Source organism: Sorangium sp. So ce131 (assembly GCF_051519095.1).
Taxonomy (GTDB): domain Bacteria; phylum Myxococcota_A; class Polyangia; order Polyangiales; family Polyangiaceae; genus Sorangium.
Genome location: NZ_CP150455.1, coordinates 68,676 through 83,305 on the forward strand (window position 1 = coordinate 68,676; position 14,630 = coordinate 83,305).

A 14,630-nucleotide genomic window follows, 5' to 3' on the forward strand; every position below is an offset into this window, starting at 1 on the left:
GCCGGGAGGAACTCTCTAGGTGGGGTAACGCGACGTGTCAACCTTGCGCGGGCCTCGCGCGGGCCTCTCACGGGGCGAAACGCGAGGCAGGGAACGCTCCTCTCGAACGAGGGTGGAAGGCAGATGGCGGACGATCCGTCCAGAGGACCAATGTCGCTAATTTGGCCTACATCGTCGCTCCTCGATAACGTAATGGGCCATGCGGAAACTCATTCAATTCAGCGCATTGCTGTGCGTCGGCTCGGCGCTCGCGGGCTGTGCGACGTGGGCGAGCAGCTCTGCGCCCGCGGCGCCCGGTTACGTGTATGTCACCGGTCACAAGAACAACATGCCTGCGATCTGGATGTGCCCTGATCAGCCGGGCAAGGCGGAGTGCACCCAGGTCGAGGTGACGGAGGTCGGCGAATGAAACGTGCTTGGATTTTCGGGCTCTTGCTCGCGAGCCTCGGCGCCGTCGGCTGTCAGGGGAGCTACACGAGCATCCGGCAGGTCGACGCGGCGCGGTACCACATCACGCGATCGAAGCAGGGCTTCTTCCACACGTACGGCACGGTGCTCGACTGCCAGGCGAAGGGCGACGAGATGACGTGCACCGAGATTAGCGACATGTGAGCCGCGCGCGGGGCGCTCGCCCCGCGCCGCGCCCCACGGGCGCTCGTCCGGAAGGAGGGCCGCCAGGACACGAGACGAGGCCAGGCGTGAATCACGGCCTGGCGTCGCCTCCTGTCCTGGCGGCTCCTTCGTTTTGTCGCGGAGCCGCGGCGCTCGCCTCGTCGCGGAGCCGCGGCGCTCGCCGGCCGCCGGCGCCCGCTCACCCCTCGCGCAGGTACGCCTCGAGCAGCCTCGCCGACACCTCGAGGAGGTCGCGCTCCGTCACGATGCCGACGAGCCGCTCGCCCGCGACGACCGGCAGGCAGCCGACGCGCTGCTCGCGCATGATCCGCATCGCCTCGAGGGTCGGCGTCTCCGGCGCGACCGTCACCGGATCGGGGCGCATGATGGACGCGACCGTGGGCGGCGCGGCGCCGCCGGCGGGGGCCGCGGCGGCGCCGCGCGCGACCAGCCGGAGCAGCGCGCGGTGCGAGACGACGCCGACGAGCCGGCCCTCCGCGTCCTCGACCGGCACGTGGCGCACGTGCCGCCAGTCCATGACGCTCGCGGCGAAATCGACGATGTCGGTGGGGCGCACCGTGAAGAGATCGGTCGACATGAACTGCCCCACGGTCTGGTAGCTGTCGCGCAGGAGGTCCCGATCGGCCTCGAGCGCGGCGGGCTCCCACGTGTGCACCGGGCCGCCGGCGCCGCCGCCCCGGGCCTCCTCCCGCTGGTGGGCGAGCATCGCGGCGCAGAGCGCGCGATCCTGCATCTCCGGCGTGCCCTTGCCGGCCATCGCCGCGAGCGAGCCGAGCGCCCACTGGGCGCCGGTCTGGCCGCGGCGCACGCGCTCCTCCACGACGCCGAGGTAACGGTCGATGTCCCCGGCGTCGATGCCCGCGGACGAGAGCCCCTCGCGGGCCGCAGGGAGCAGGCGCGAGAGGAGGAGCTCCGCGGCGGGGTAGCTCTGCCCGCCGACCCACGTGAGCTGCGCCTTGAGGCCGTGGCGCGCCGCCGCGAAGAAGTTCGCCTTGGCGTCCTCGAACGGCATCTCGAGGTCGATGCGCGGGTGCTCGCCGGCGAGGCCCGCGACGAGGCCGAAGAAGAGCGCGGCGTTGGCGACCTCGTCGAGGACCGTGGGCCCCGCGGGGAGCGCGCGGCTCTCGATGCGCAGGTGCGCGACGCCGTCGGCCACCCCGTAGCAGGGGCGGTTCCAGCGGTAGACGGTGCCGTTGTGGACGCGCAGGGCCTTGAGGTCCGGCGCCTCGCCGCGCGCGAGCACGACCGCGGGCGGCTCGCCGATCTCGGCCGTGATGATCACGCGGAACCGCGCGATGTCCTCGCGGAAGAGCTCGAGCGCGCCGTCCTGCACCCAGCCGTCGCCGAAATGCACGCGGGGCTTGTGCTGCCGGCGCTCGCGGGCGCTCGGGCGCGTGTCGACCGACGTCCCGAACAGGGCGATCCGCGTCTCGTGCCAGAGCCGGCGGCCGAGCAAGAGCGGCGAGTTGACCGCGGCGGCGAGGACCGGCGCCGTCACCGCCTGCGCGAGGTTGTAGAGCGGCGCGAACTCGCGCGCGCCGACCTGGAGGTGGACCTGGAAGCTCGTGTTGCACGCCTCGAGCAGGATGTTGTCGTGGATCATCTCGAGCTCGTCGATCCCGTGGATCCACACGTGGAAATCGCCCTGGCGCAGCTGCCGCAGCGCGCGGTTGAGCTCGTGGTAGCGGGGCATCGGCGTGAGGCGGTCGAGGTCGAGATCGCCGGCGCGCAGCGTGGGGAGGATGCCCGCGAGCAGCACCTCGGCGCCGACGGCGCGCGCCGCCTCGGCGGCCCGGCCGATGACGTCCGTGAGCTCGGCCTCGAGCCGCCGCAGGCAGCCGCCGCCGAACGGCAGCGGGGGGAGGTTCGCCTCGAGGTTGAAGCGCGCGAGCTCGGTCGTGAGCCGCGCGTCCGAGGCCCGCTCGAGCACCTCCAGGGAGAGCGGCGCGGGCCGGAGCGCGCGGTCGACCAGGAACATCTCCTGCTCCGCGCCGATGCGGCGCACGCCCGACTCGATCCGGTCCGCCTCGAGGAGGCGCTCGAGCGCGGTCACGTCGTCGAGCAGCGCCCGCATGAAGGCCTGAAGCTGCTCCTCGTTCACCTGCTCGGAGACGTGCTGCTCGCCCATGGCTGCCCCACCCCGCCTTTCACCCGGGCGTGTCCCCGGTCCGCCGCAGCCTACGATGCGCGGCGGCGCAGGGGGAGCCGGCACGGCGCGCGGGCCGCGAGGATCGGAGCAGGCCGGGCTTCGGCGCGGGGACGCGCGGGCGCGCCGCGGCGCGGCATCAGAACCTGCGGCCGACCGCGAGCCGCAACGTGGCGACCTTGTCGTCGGCGAGGCCGAACCCGAGCGGCGCGTCGAGCGCCACGAGCAGGCCGGCGCGGCCGTAGTAGCCGGGCTCCTCGGGCTCGTAGCTGACGAACGGCTCCAGCGCGAGCTGCGCCATGTCCTCGTCCGTGAGCGTCAGCGCCGCCTGGAGCCGGAGCCCGCCGCCGAGCCGGTCCTGAAAGCGCATCTCGAGCTCGGTGCCCTGCTCGAGCACGAGCTCGACGTCGCCGCCGCCGGTGGGCAAGGCGAACAGGACGGCGGTGTCCGTGCGGCAGAAGAGCCGCGTGGCGAGCTGGACCTCGATCCCGCCGCGCGCCCTCAGCGGGAGGTGCTTCGGGATGAGCCGGTGGAGGTCGAAGAACGCGCGCGAAGGGGTCGTCGCCTGCAGCGTGGCGCGCGCGTCGGCGCTGGGGTCGTCGAGGACGGGGACCGAGAGCGAGCCCCCGCCGAAGACGGCGAACCTGCGCGAGAGGGCGCGCGCGTAGTGGGCGCCGATCGTGGGGTTGCCGAAGAGGAAGCTGCCCGCGCTGCTCTGCTCGTCGACGTGGGGATTTTCGGCCTTGTACTCTGCGGAGACGTCGCCGTACGCGAGCGGGAGCTCCGCGTCGAGGTGGAGCCGGCCGAGCCACCGGAGCTGGCCGACGAGGGTGAAGCTCAGGCCGAACGTGCTCACCTCGGACTCGACGTCGGCCATGCTCCACTCCGCGGACTTGGCGAGCAGATCGAGCTCGAGGCCCGCGCTGTCCCCCTGGGACCGGACCCAGCGCTCCTTGTCCGCCTGCGCCCTCGCGGGAGGCGCCGCGAGCCAGAGCGAAAGGAGGATGGCGGCGGAGAGCGGCGGTTTCGCGTTCAATCAGCCCCAGAGGGGTAACTAACACGATCGGGCGACTCTGTGGTTATCGAACGGAGCCGCCCAGCGCTCCGCGCCGCACAGGCTGGTCTCGATTCGAGAGGTGTCACGGCGCGGGGCCGGAGGGGCCGCGCCTCCATGACCCTCGATGAGGGGAGGCGGGCGAAGGGGACCTACAAGGGCGCGTTACGGCCTGCGTGCGGCGGGGCGCGCGGAGCCGGGCGCCGCCTGCTCCGCGGGCGTGGGCTCCGCGTCGGCGTCGCGCTCGTCGGCGTCGTCCTCTTCGTCCTCGTCCTCGTCCTCGTCGTCTTCGTCCTCGGCTCCGCTGTCGCTGTCTTCCTCGAAGAGCAGGGAGGGCGCGCCGCCGGCGCCGTGCTCCCCGAAGATCTCGTCGGCGGTCACCACGAGCGCCTCCAGGCGCTCCGCGTCGACGGGGCCATAGGCCGCGACGGCCATGACGCGGTCCTGCACGAAGAGCCACGCGTCGGGGAACTCGCGCAGCGCGCCGCGGACGCGCCGCGAGAGCCACCGGCCGATGGCCTTCGCGTCAGGGCCCTCGACCAGGAACTGATCCATGAACTCCGGGTCCTTCTTGAACTGCACGCCGCTGTTGGGGACGGGCTTGCCGTCGAGGATCGGCAGCGGGCAGACGGTGAGCTGGGGCGCAGCCTTCTCCAGCTTCGTGACGACCACCTGGTACTCGCTGCCGTTCTTCGCGCTGGGACCGACGATCGCGACGTAGGCGAGCTTGGCGACGAGCTCGTAGCGGGCGATGACCGCGCCGCCGCCCGTCGCGTCCAGCGCCCGCTCGAAGCTGGGCGGCATCGCGCGCACCGGGCGAGGGCCGGCGATCTCGGCGGTGGTCTTCCGGGTCTTCCGGCCGCGGTACCCCGACGGTTCGTGCTCCTCGCGCTGCGGGATCATGAGCGCGCGCCAGCGCACGAGCTCGGCGTCTCGCCGCGACTCGTGCCGGGTGCGCAGTCCGGTCAAGTACCAGACGAAGAGCACCGCGAAGGGACCTACGTACCAGAGCCAGAGCATGGGGCGGCGATGCTAGCAAAACTCGCCGCGCCGCGTGAGACAAGCCGTCAGAACGGGACGAAGTCCTGATCGCCCGCGGCGTGCGGCGCGCGCGCCAGTTGCGCGATGCGCGGTGGGCCGCCGCTCGGGCCACCCCTGAGCGGCGGCTTCAACGGCGCCTTGCCGCCGTGGCGCTCCGGGAAACGCCCCGCCCCCGGAGGCCTGTGGCCCAGGTCGCCGTTGCTCTCCTGCGAGAGCCGGAACGACGCCATCACGTTCTGGAGCTGCTCCGCCTGCGCCGAGAGCTCGGCCGCCGTGCTGGCGAGCTCCTCGGCGATCGCCGCGTTGCGCTGCGTGGCCTGCTCGATCAGCTCCACCGCCCCGCTGATCTGGGCCACGCCGCTCGACTGCTCCTTGGACGCGACCGCGACGACCTGCACCAGCTCCGCGGTCTCCCGGATGGACGGGACGAGCTCCGCGATGAGCTGTCCCGAGCGCTCCGCGACGGCGATGCTCGACGCGGCAAACGCGCCGATCTCCTTCGCCGCGTCCCGGCTCCGCTCGGCGAGCCGCCGCACCTCCGTGGCGACCACGGCGAAGCCCTTGCCGTGCTCCCCCGCGCGGGCCGCCTCGATCGCGGCGTTCAGGGCGAGCAAGTTCGTCTGGTACGCGATCTCCTCGATGATCACGATCCGCTGGGTGATCGACTTCATCGCCTCGACCGTCTCCCGGACCGCGTGACCGCTCTGCTCCGCGTCCTTCGTCCTCCGGTGCGCCGTCTCCTCGACCTGCTTGCAGTTGGCGGCGTTCTTCGCGATCGTGCCGCTGAGCTGCTGCAGGCTGGCCATCGTCTCCTCCACGGACGCCGCCTGCTCGCTGGTGCCGTGCGACAGGCTCTGCGCTGTCGCCGACAGCTGCACCGCGACCGAGGAGACCGAGATCGCGCCGCTCCGGACCTCGCTGATGAGGCCCGCCAGGCGCTCCGACATGGCCTTCACGGCGACGAGCATCTGGCCGAGCTCGTCGGCGCTCTTCACCGTGACCTCGCCCGTGAAGTCGCCCTCGGCGATGCGCTGGTGGATCGATACGGCGTGGGTGAGCGGCAGCGAGATCATCCTGCTGAAGAGGACGGCGAGCACGACGGCGACGAGGAGCCCGAGCAGACCTCCTCCCTGCAGCGTCGTGTACATCGTCGTGACGAGCGCGTTCGTCGCCGCCTGCCGCTGGCCGAGCAGGGCGCGCTCCTCGTCGTCGATCTCCATGAGCGTCGCGCGCATCTGGTCCATGAGGCTCTTCCCGCGCCCCTGCCTGACCTCGTCGAAGCTGCGATCCGGCGGCGCCTTCGCCTCGGCCGCGCTGCGGCGGAGCTCGATGATCGGCTCCAGCGTGGAGGAGAGCCACTCGCTGTGCTCCCTCGAGAGCCTGTCGAGGCGCTGCTGCTGGCGCGGGTTGTCCCTGGTGAGCTCCTTGGCATGACTCAGGCCCTTGTCGAACCGGTCGCGCCCGCGGCGGTACGGCTCCAGGAAGGACTCCACCCCGGTGATGACGAAGCCCCGCTCCCCTGTCTCCGTGTCGAGCAGCGCCTCCATGATGTCGCTCGTCGCGAGGAGCACCTCGTACGTGTGCCGGTCCCATGAGCGGGCCTCGTCGAGCTCCGCAAACTTCTTGTAGGCCATGCCCGCCAGTCCAAGGACGATGATGACCATGGCGGCGAAGCCGAGGTAGAGCTTCCGGCCTACTCCGAGACGCGCAAGCATCATGCATGCTCCGGGCTAGATGTGATCGCGGCTTCCCCTGAGCCCCGCCAGGGCTGGAGCCGATAAACGGATGGCGCGACGCACCGCACGCGGTGGTCCGTCCCGTGGAGGCCCTCGGCGTGCCCGAGGAACAGGTACCCTCCGGGCGCGAGGCTGGCGATGAGCCTCGCCACGATCGACGCCCTCGTGGCGGCGTCGAAGTAGATGAGGACGTTCCGGCAGAAGATCAGATCGAACAGGCCGAATCGCTCGGGCGCCGCGTCGAGCAGGTTGAAGCGCCGGAAGCTGACGACCCGGCGCAGCTCCGGCCGGGCCTTCATCAGGCCCGCGCTCGCGCCCGTCCCGCGGAGCATGTAGCTGCGCAGGTGCCGGTCCGGGATCTCCGAGGCCCGCTCGATCGGCCACACCGCGCGTTGCGCCTGACCGAGCGCGCGGGTGGACAGGTCCGTCGCGAGGACGCTGACCCCCGGAGCGCCCGTCGACGCGCCGCCTGCCCAGGGCGGGGCCTGCCGCGCCGCGCCGCTGCGGTCCAGGGAGGGCAGGCCGCCGAGCAGCGCCATCGCGATCGAGTAGGGCTCTTCCCCGGTCGAGCAGGCCGCGCTCCAGGCGCGCAGCGGGCGGCCGGCGCGCGCGGGGGGCGCTCGGCGGCCCGGCGCGTCCGGCGCGCCGTGGCCCGCGTTCTCCTGCCACGCCGGGAGGATCTCGCGCTCGAGGAGCTCGAACTGCTCGCGCTCCCGGAAGAAGCGGGTCTCGTTCGTGCAGATGCAGTCGAGCATGTGGACGAGCTCGCCCTCGCCTCCCGGCGCGGCCACCCGGCGGTAGTACTCGCCGAAGCTGCGGAGCCCGAGCGCGCGCAGCCGGGGCGCGAGGCGGCAGACCAGGAGCGGCTTCTTCTGCGGGCCCAGCGCGATGCCCGAGAGGCGCTTGATGAGCTTCTGGAACAGCGCGAACTCGTCGTCGCTGAGGGAGCGCGGGGCCAGCTCGGCGATCGCGATCATGGCCTGTCCCCTTCGCCGGCCGGCGCGCCGTGGCTGCCTGGGAGCGCCGGCGGGGCGCCGGGGGCCGAGCGGCCGAGGTCCGTCGAGCCCAGCAGCTCCGCCGGCGAGAGGATGTGGTCGATGTTGAGCAGCAGCACGAGCTTCTCACCCACCTTCGCCACCCCGAGCAGCTGATCCGTGCGCACCTGCACGCCGAAGGTCGGCGCGGGCTCGATCTGGTCCTCGGAGAGCGTGAGGACGTCGCCCACGGCGTCGATGAGCAGACCGAGGCGGGTGCTCTCCCCGTCGAGATCGGCCTCGACGATGAGGACGCAGGTCCACCGGGTCACCTTCGTCGGCGGGAGCCCGAGCTTGATCGCGAGATCGATGACCGGCACGACGCGGCCCCTCAGGTTCATGGCGCCGACGATGCACGCCGGCATCATCGGGACCCGCGATGTGACGCTGTGCTCGACGATCTCCCGCGTGCGGAGGATGTTCACCGCGTACACGTCCCCCGCGATGAGGAAGGAGATGTACTGCGACACGGGGCTCGACGCGTCAGGGATCACGACGCCTCCACGGAGCGGGATGGGAAACGGGCGCGCCGCGCGCCGGGGCACCGGCTCATCCGGCTCATCCTGCGCTGCCTCCGGCGGCCGCGGGCGCTGCCGTGCCCTCGTCGAGGGCGTCGGCCGGGCCCAGCTCCCTGAGGACGCGGCCGAGCAGCGCGTCGACGTCGAGGATCATCGCCACGCTGCCGTCGCCGAGGATGGTCGAGCCGGAGATGCCCGGAACGCGGCGAAAGAGCTGGCCGAGCGGCTTGACCACCGTGCGGCCCTCGCCGTCGAGGGTGTCGACCACGAGGCCGGCCTCGGAGCCTTCGTGCGCGACGATGACGACGCGCTCCTCCGGCGGGGGAGGGCCGCCGAACCTGAAGAGCGCCCGGAGGCGGACGCACGGCAGCGCGCGCCCGCGCCGGACCATGAGCCCCTGGGCGCCGCCGTGCGCGAGCGCGCCGCGAGGCAGATCGCAGCAGGCGAGCACCGAGCGGAGGGGGATCACGTACCGCTCGTCGCCGATCCCCACCGAGAGCCCTTCGATGGTGGCCAGGGTGAGCGGGAGCTGGATCGACAGCGACGTGCCGCGCCCTTCCCGGCTCTCGATCCGGATCGTGCCCTGGATCGACTCCACGCGGCGCCGCACGACGTCCATGCCCATGCCGCGCCCCGCCAGGTGGGACGACTCCGCCGCCGTGGAGAACCCGGGCTCGAACACGAGGCTGAAGAGCTCATGATCGGGGAGCGCGTCGGGCGCAGGGTGCCTCCCCTGCGCGCGGACCCGGGCGGCGATGCGCTCGCGGCTCATGCCGGCGCCGTCGTCGGCGATCCGGAGCGCGATGCCGCCCCGCTCGTGCGCGGCGTGCAGGGTGATCGTGCCGCAGGGGTCCTTGCCCGCGGCGCGCCGCGCCTCGGGCGCCTCGATGCCGTGGCAGATGGCGTTGCGCAGGAGGTGCGTGAGGGCGTCCCGGAACCGCTCGATCACGGCCGTGTCCACCTCCACGTCGCCGTGCACGACGGCGAGGCGCGCCTGCCTGCCGTGCGCGTGGGCGAGATCGCGGACCGTGCGCTCGTAGTGCCGGAACCAGGGCCCCACCGGCACCATACGCGCGGCGCGCACCGCCTCCTCCAGCTCCTTGCAGAGCCGATCTTGCTCCTCCATCTCGTCGCGTAGCGCAGCGCCGGCCTCCCCGCGCGCCGCGCGGAGCTTCCGCGCGATCCTGTTCCGGCCGAGGGTGAGCTCTCCGACGAGATCCGCCATGTGATCCAGCTTCTCGACGGCGACACGGATGCTCTTGATGCTGGTCGCTCCCTCCGCGTCGTCCTCGGTCGCGCGGCGCGCGCTCGCCGCCCGCGCGTCCTCGGCCGCCTCCAGCCCTCCGCGCCGCGCTTCCTGGAGGCGCGCGACGACCTCTCGGTGGGAGGTGCTGAGCTCGACCTGTCCCTTCTCGATCTCGGCGACGAGCCGGCGGGCGGCGTCCACCGTCTCGAGCAGCAGCGAGACCACAGGCATCGTCAGGGGGAGGTCGCCGCGGCAGAGCGCCTCGATGACGTCCTCCGCGGCGTGCCCGAGATCGCTCAGGCCACCGAGGCCCATCGAGCCGGCGCTCCCCTTGAGCGTATGGGTGGCGCGGAAGACGCGCTGGAGGACGTCGTGAACGTTGCGGCCGGTCTCGAGCTGCAGCAGCGCGCGCTCGATCTCGTCGAGGATCTCGTGCGCCTCTGCCATGAACGTCTGGAGCAGCTCGTCGCGAGGGCTATCCATGCGGCTCACAGGGGCTGGATGGAGATGCCGCCGTCGCTGGTCCGGAAGACGATCTTGCGCCCCCGGGTGCCGCCCGTGTCCATCTGCGCGATCTGTATCCCCTCCGCGCGCAGGAACGCGAGCCCGGCGCGGACGTTCTGCGCGCCGAGGTGGGTGCCGCGATCCCGGAACGCGGAGATGAGGCAGGCGCCACCGACGACGTGCGCTTGCAGCGCCCGGCTGGAGACGCCGAGCTCCCTGAGCCGCTCGAGGAGGCGCTGACATGCGGTATCGGCGAAGCGGGCGGAGTCCATCCCCGGGCCCGGACATTCCGGGAGCACGTAGTGGTTCATCCCGCCGACGCCGGTCGCGGCGTCCCAGAGGCAGATCGCCACACACGATCCGACGATGGTGGTCACCGCGGTCGGCTCCGACGAGGCGAAGAGCTGGCCCGGCATGACGTGCTGGGACTTCGCCGGAAGCGAGCGCAAGCTGGGCGGTCTGACAGACTCCGGCGTCGCCGTGAAATCGGACGGCGTGGCCCTGTCCTCTCCACCGACATAGTCGGGCACAGAGCCGGATCGAGCGGCGTCGCCGGACGGAGCGCGGTATGCGCCATCGGATGCTCCGCCCGCCGCATCAGTCGCCAAGGCAGCTCCTCACTTTTTCCAGGAGCTCCATCGTATCGATGGGCTTCGCTACGAAATCCGAGCATCCGCATCGGAATCCCTGCTCCATGTGCTCGACGTCGTTTCGGCTGGTGACGAGCAGGATCGGCGTGCTGCGTGTCACCTCCTCCGCGCGCAGCCGCCGGCAGGCGTCGAATCCGTTCACGTGCGGCATGACGACGTCGAGGAGAATGAGATCGGGCCGCTGCTCCATGGCCACGGCAACGCCCTCGCCGCCGTCGGTCGCCGTGATGAGGTCGTAGTGCTCGCGCAGCACCATCTGCTCGATGCGCAGAATGGTTTGAGAATCGTCGACCAGCAGAATCTTCTTCCGAGACACCATTCCACCCCCTTGACCCGGTGCACCGGACACAGCCGCAGCCATGCCCCCACGCATGGTAGGATAGACCCTCCCCATCCACCCACCTACAGCACGCCTCCCCCTTGGTAGAGTCACCTTACCATGAGAGTTTGTTCAAGCTCCAAGTAATAATTTACAGCATGCACACATAGGCTCCCTGGGGCCGACCGGTTGCGATGTTTTGCCGGCGCGCGTGGAGAGGTGAGCGGCGCTGTCGGCCCGGGTCGCTCGTGACGTTCGCCACAGCCACCTACTGGTGCAGGGGTGAAGGAAAGCAGCACGAGTCGAGGTAACGAAGTAGACGGATGTGCGCCGCAGTGCACACCACGCCTGCAGGAGCGATGTGCGGGTTGCGTTCGGGCCGGAGCTCGGCGGGTCCTCCGGATCCGGGGCTCACCTCGCGTGTCGGGCGTGCACCACCCGGGTCGCGCCGGCTCGCCAATGCACCTTCGTCCCCGGGCGACGTGGCGCTAGCGCGGCGCCGCGTCGGCCGGCGGGGACGGCGGCGGGGCGTCGTCCCGCCGCTCGTAGACGCACCAGTAGCCGCCCTTCGTGTGCCGGATCATCCCGGCGACCTCGTAGACGCCCCGGAAGCGCCGGTCCTTGCGGAGCTTCTCCTGGGCCGGGAACGGGAGCTTGTCGCACGTGTCGGCGCTGCCGACGAACACGAAGTAACGCGGCGACTTGTCGAACACGCGCTGCACGTAGCCGGGGCCGGTCTTGCGCGTGTAGCCGCCCGGGAGCTTCGAGATCACCGGGTCGACCAGGCCGAGCAGGTCGAGCACCGGATAGTCGGTCGCGTACCCGATGTACCCGATGTCGCCGACGGCGATCTCGCCGGGCTTGCCGTGCTGCTGGAACCACGCGGCCGTGCCGCCGGCGGCGCTGTCCCAGAACCGCTTGTCGTCGTCGAGGATGTGGTGCTGCGCGCGCTCGATCTTGGTGGCCCGGAAGGCGCCGAGCGCCACGGCGCCGCCGACGGCGAGCACCCCGGCGCTCGCCGCGAGGGTGATCGCGCCGCGCGCGCGCTCGTCCATGGCGCGGGCCGAGAGCGCGGTGAGCAGCGGCTCGAGCAGCGCGCGCGCGCCGAGGCCCGCGAGGAGGAAACAGAACGGCTCGAACGGGCTCATGAAGCGGTAGAACGGCATCCAGTCCCCGCCCACGAGGAGCACGTAGCCGGCCACGGCGAGCGCGAGCGCCGCGACGCACAGGGCGTCGCGGTGCCGCGCGACGATCGCCACGCAGAGGCCGAAGAGCGCGAGCAGCAGCACCGGCCCGGTGTGCTGCGCGTACTCGGTGAGGTAGCGTTGCCCGCCGGCCAGCTGATCCGCGAGGCTCCCGGTCTTGGCGCTCAGGGTGTTCGGGAGCCAGGTGCCGTAATAGCTGTGCCGCCAGAGCATGTGCAGCGCGATCGGCGCGGCGAAGACGACGCCGCGGAGGAGGTTCTGCCGCCCGAAGAAGCGGAGGCCGAGGAACAGCATCGGGATGCCGATGAACAGCGGCGCTTCGGGGCGGGTCAGGCCGGCCAGCCCGAAGGCGAGGCCGGAGTAGGGGAAGCCGGTGCCCCGGTCGCGCTCGCGGAACATCATCTCTGTCCCGGCGAGGACGAGCAGGATGAAGAGCGGCGTCTCCAGGCCGAAGACGGCATAACCGCTCTGCACGATCGAGCTCGCGAACAGCCACGTGGCGATGCAGGGGATCACGCCGAGCGGGCGCAGCCGGTCCGAGAGCAGGTAGAGCGCGCCGAGCGAGCCGCAGGCGGCGAGCCCGCCGAGCACCTTGGCGAGCACGTCGGGGTCGAGGCCGAGCCGGACGCCGGCCGCGAGCAGCACGGTCCAGAGGAAGTTCGTGTACCCCTCGATGCGCTCGCCGGCGTTGTAGACGAGCCCGAGGCCCCGGGCGAGGTTGCGCGCGTAGCGGTACGAGATGTACGCGTCGTCGATCGTGAACGAGCGGACGCGCGCCATGTTCACGACGAGCAGGACCGCCGGCAGCACGAGGCCGAGCGCGACGTGCAGGCGGCGGGAGAGCGGCGCGCCGCGCAGCCAGTCGCCGAGGCGCCGGGCAACAGGCGCCTCGCCCCCGGCGCCGTCCGCCGCCTGCGGCTCGTCCTCGAGGCCGTCCGCCGCCTGCCCCTCGTCCCCGGCGCCGCGTTCGTGCTCTTCGCCGGGAGGGGCGCCCGCGGCGGGGCCGCGCGCCTCGTCGTGCGCTCCCTCGTCCGCCGCTCCGTGCTGCTCTTCGCGCCTGTCTTGGCGCTGCTCTTCCAGGGAAGCCATGTGATGCGTCTCCCTAGCATGGATGGTCAATGCCGTGGTCGTTTCTTGGTCGAGGCGTTCAATCCAGCTATCCTCGAGACATGCGTGCAGCCATTGTCGCCCTTGCCGCCTCCTCCGCGTTGTTCTGCCTGGCGCTTCCGGTCCGCGGCGCCGAGGGCGTGCCGTGCAGCTTCTACGGCATCGATCCCGGGGCGCCGGTCGCGGGAGGGGAGGTGATCCTCGACGACGGCTACGCCGAGCAGCTCGCGCGCGCCGGCGCCGGCGCCGCGCGGGTCGAGCTCCGGCTCGACGGCGCGGAGGGCTGGGGCGAGCAGCAGCTCGCCGCGTACGACGCCATCGTCGACGCCGTGCGTGGCGCGGGCCTCGAGCCGCTCGGGCTGCTCTCCCACCGCGCGGCGCGAGGAGGGCAGTCCGACTGGAATGATGATCCGGACGAGGACGGCAACAACACGTATGTGGAGGAGTTCGCCGGCGCGGCAGAGGCGATCATGACGCGGTTCGCCGGGCGCGTCGTCCGCTGGGAGATCTGGAGTCAGCCGAACTGCGTCGCCCGCCCGGACTACGCCGACGACCCCCAGAACGCCGGCTGCACCTACGTCCTGCCCCGGGTGCTCGCGCAGATCCTCGCGCAGATCCGCGCTCGCAACGAGGCGCTCTTCAACGCCGACGCGATCTCGCTGACGACGGGCGGCCTGCTCGCGACCGACGAGGCGGCGCCGTCCACGGCGCTCGACTACCTGCGCGAGCTCTACGCGCAGCCCGTGTGGGACGACCTCGAGGCGCGCTACGGCCGGCGGTATCCGTGGGAGTACCTGGGGTATCAGCCGTTCATCCACCAGGCCGGCGCGGTGGATCCGCTGGCGCTCGGCGGTTATCTCGACGAGGCGCGCGATCTCGCCGAGGAGCGCGGCGACCGGAGCGACCTCGTGCTCACCGGCATGTCGTGGGAGTCGGCGTTCGCGGGCGAGGAGCTCCAGGCGGCCAACCTGCAGGCCTCGTTCGACGCCCTCGCGGCGCGGGAGGACGTCGCCGGGGTGGTCTGGGCCCGTTATCGCGACGACCCGCGCGGGGACCACTACGACGGCCTCGCCGGCGAGGGCGGCGTTCCCAAGCGCTCGCTCGCCGCGTTCCGCGAGGCGGCCGCCGGCTGCGAGGCAGGCGGCGGGGGCGCGGGGGCGGGCGGCGGCGCCGGCGGGAGCAGCTCGAGCGGCGGATCGATCCCCGTCCCGTCGAACCCCGGCGGCAACGTGGATGGCAGACCCATCAGCGGGCAGCAGCGCGAGAGCGCCTGCAGTTATGCGGCGGGCGCAACCCACGACCCGCGCGGGCTCGCGGGTGTGGGCTGGATCGCGCTGCTGGCCGTCGCGGTGAGCGCGCTTGCACGCGCGAGCGCCCGCGCGCGGCGCGCCTCCTGAGCGCCCGCGCGCGGCGCGCCGCCTGAACGGCGGACGTCAT

General features: G+C 72.2%; 13 protein-coding genes. 3 read left to right on the plus strand and 10 right to left on the minus strand.

What is annotated here, in order from left to right; genetic code table 11:
• The first annotated feature begins 199 nt into the window (after positions 1–199).
• Entirely contained in the window at positions 200–409 is a 210-nt protein-coding gene (locus WMF43_RS00255; RefSeq protein ID WP_437676498.1) for a hypothetical protein, read from the plus strand.
• Positions 406–612: a hypothetical protein gene (locus tag WMF43_RS00260; protein WP_437676499.1), complete on the plus strand. Its 207-nt coding sequence runs from the start codon at positions 406–408 to the stop codon at positions 610–612. The genes WMF43_RS00255 and WMF43_RS00260 overlap by 4 nt, the downstream gene beginning before the upstream one ends.
• 199 nt (positions 613–811) lie before the next feature.
• Here the strand turns inward: WMF43_RS00260 and WMF43_RS00265 are convergent, their stop codons facing one another.
• The 10 genes from WMF43_RS00265 to WMF43_RS00310 all read right to left on the minus strand — a co-directional run bounded on the left by WMF43_RS00265 (position 812) and on the right by WMF43_RS00310 (position 13,175).
• Positions 812–2,761: a glutamate-cysteine ligase family protein gene (locus WMF43_RS00265; protein ID WP_437676501.1), complete on the minus strand. Its 1,950-nt coding sequence runs from the start codon at positions 2,759–2,761 to the stop codon at positions 812–814.
• A 157-nt stretch (positions 2,762–2,918) separates the two neighbouring features.
• Complete coding sequence (locus WMF43_RS00270; protein WP_437676502.1) at positions 2,919–3,815, minus strand: hypothetical protein; 897 nt, start codon at positions 3,813–3,815, stop codon at positions 2,919–2,921.
• Between the two features lie 183 nt (positions 3,816–3,998).
• Positions 3,999–4,853 carry a hypothetical protein gene (locus WMF43_RS00275; protein WP_437676503.1) on the minus strand — a complete coding sequence of 285 codons (855 nt, stop codon included), beginning with the start codon at positions 4,851–4,853 and terminating at the stop codon, positions 3,999–4,001.
• 47 nt (positions 4,854–4,900) lie between these two features.
• Positions 4,901–6,592 carry a CHASE3 domain-containing protein gene (locus tag WMF43_RS00280; protein ID WP_437676505.1) on the minus strand — a complete coding sequence of 564 codons (1,692 nt, stop codon included), beginning with the start codon at positions 6,590–6,592 and terminating at the stop codon, positions 4,901–4,903.
• Positions 6,589–7,587, minus strand: coding sequence for a CheR family methyltransferase (locus WMF43_RS00285; protein ID WP_437676507.1), 999 nt, complete (start codon positions 7,585–7,587; stop codon positions 6,589–6,591). The genes WMF43_RS00280 and WMF43_RS00285 overlap by 4 nt, the downstream gene beginning before the upstream one ends.
• Entirely contained in the window at positions 7,584–8,138 is a 555-nt protein-coding gene (locus tag WMF43_RS00290) for a chemotaxis protein CheW (RefSeq protein WP_437676509.1), read from the minus strand. The genes WMF43_RS00285 and WMF43_RS00290 overlap by 4 nt, the downstream gene beginning before the upstream one ends.
• 64 nt (positions 8,139–8,202) lie before the next feature.
• On the minus strand, positions 8,203–9,891 hold the full coding sequence (locus WMF43_RS00295; protein WP_437676511.1) for a chemotaxis protein CheA: 1,689 nt from the start codon (positions 9,889–9,891) through the stop codon (positions 8,203–8,205).
• Between the two features lie 5 nt (positions 9,892–9,896).
• Complete coding sequence (locus tag WMF43_RS00300) at positions 9,897–10,361, minus strand: chemotaxis protein CheD (protein ID WP_437676513.1); 465 nt, start codon at positions 10,359–10,361, stop codon at positions 9,897–9,899.
• A 148-nt stretch (positions 10,362–10,509) separates the two neighbouring features.
• On the minus strand, positions 10,510–10,881 hold the full coding sequence (locus WMF43_RS00305; RefSeq protein ID WP_437676515.1) for a response regulator: 372 nt from the start codon (positions 10,879–10,881) through the stop codon (positions 10,510–10,512).
• Between the two features lie 488 nt (positions 10,882–11,369).
• A complete protein-coding gene (locus WMF43_RS00310) occupies positions 11,370–13,175 on the minus strand; it encodes a hypothetical protein (RefSeq protein ID WP_437676517.1) in 1,806 nt (601 codons plus the stop codon).
• Between the two features lie 80 nt (positions 13,176–13,255).
• On the opposite strand from WMF43_RS00310, the gene WMF43_RS00315 reads away from it, so the two are divergent.
• Positions 13,256–14,590 carry a hypothetical protein gene (locus WMF43_RS00315; protein ID WP_437676519.1) on the plus strand — a complete coding sequence of 445 codons (1,335 nt, stop codon included), beginning with the start codon at positions 13,256–13,258 and terminating at the stop codon, positions 14,588–14,590.
• Positions 14,591–14,630: the final 40 nt, after the last annotated feature.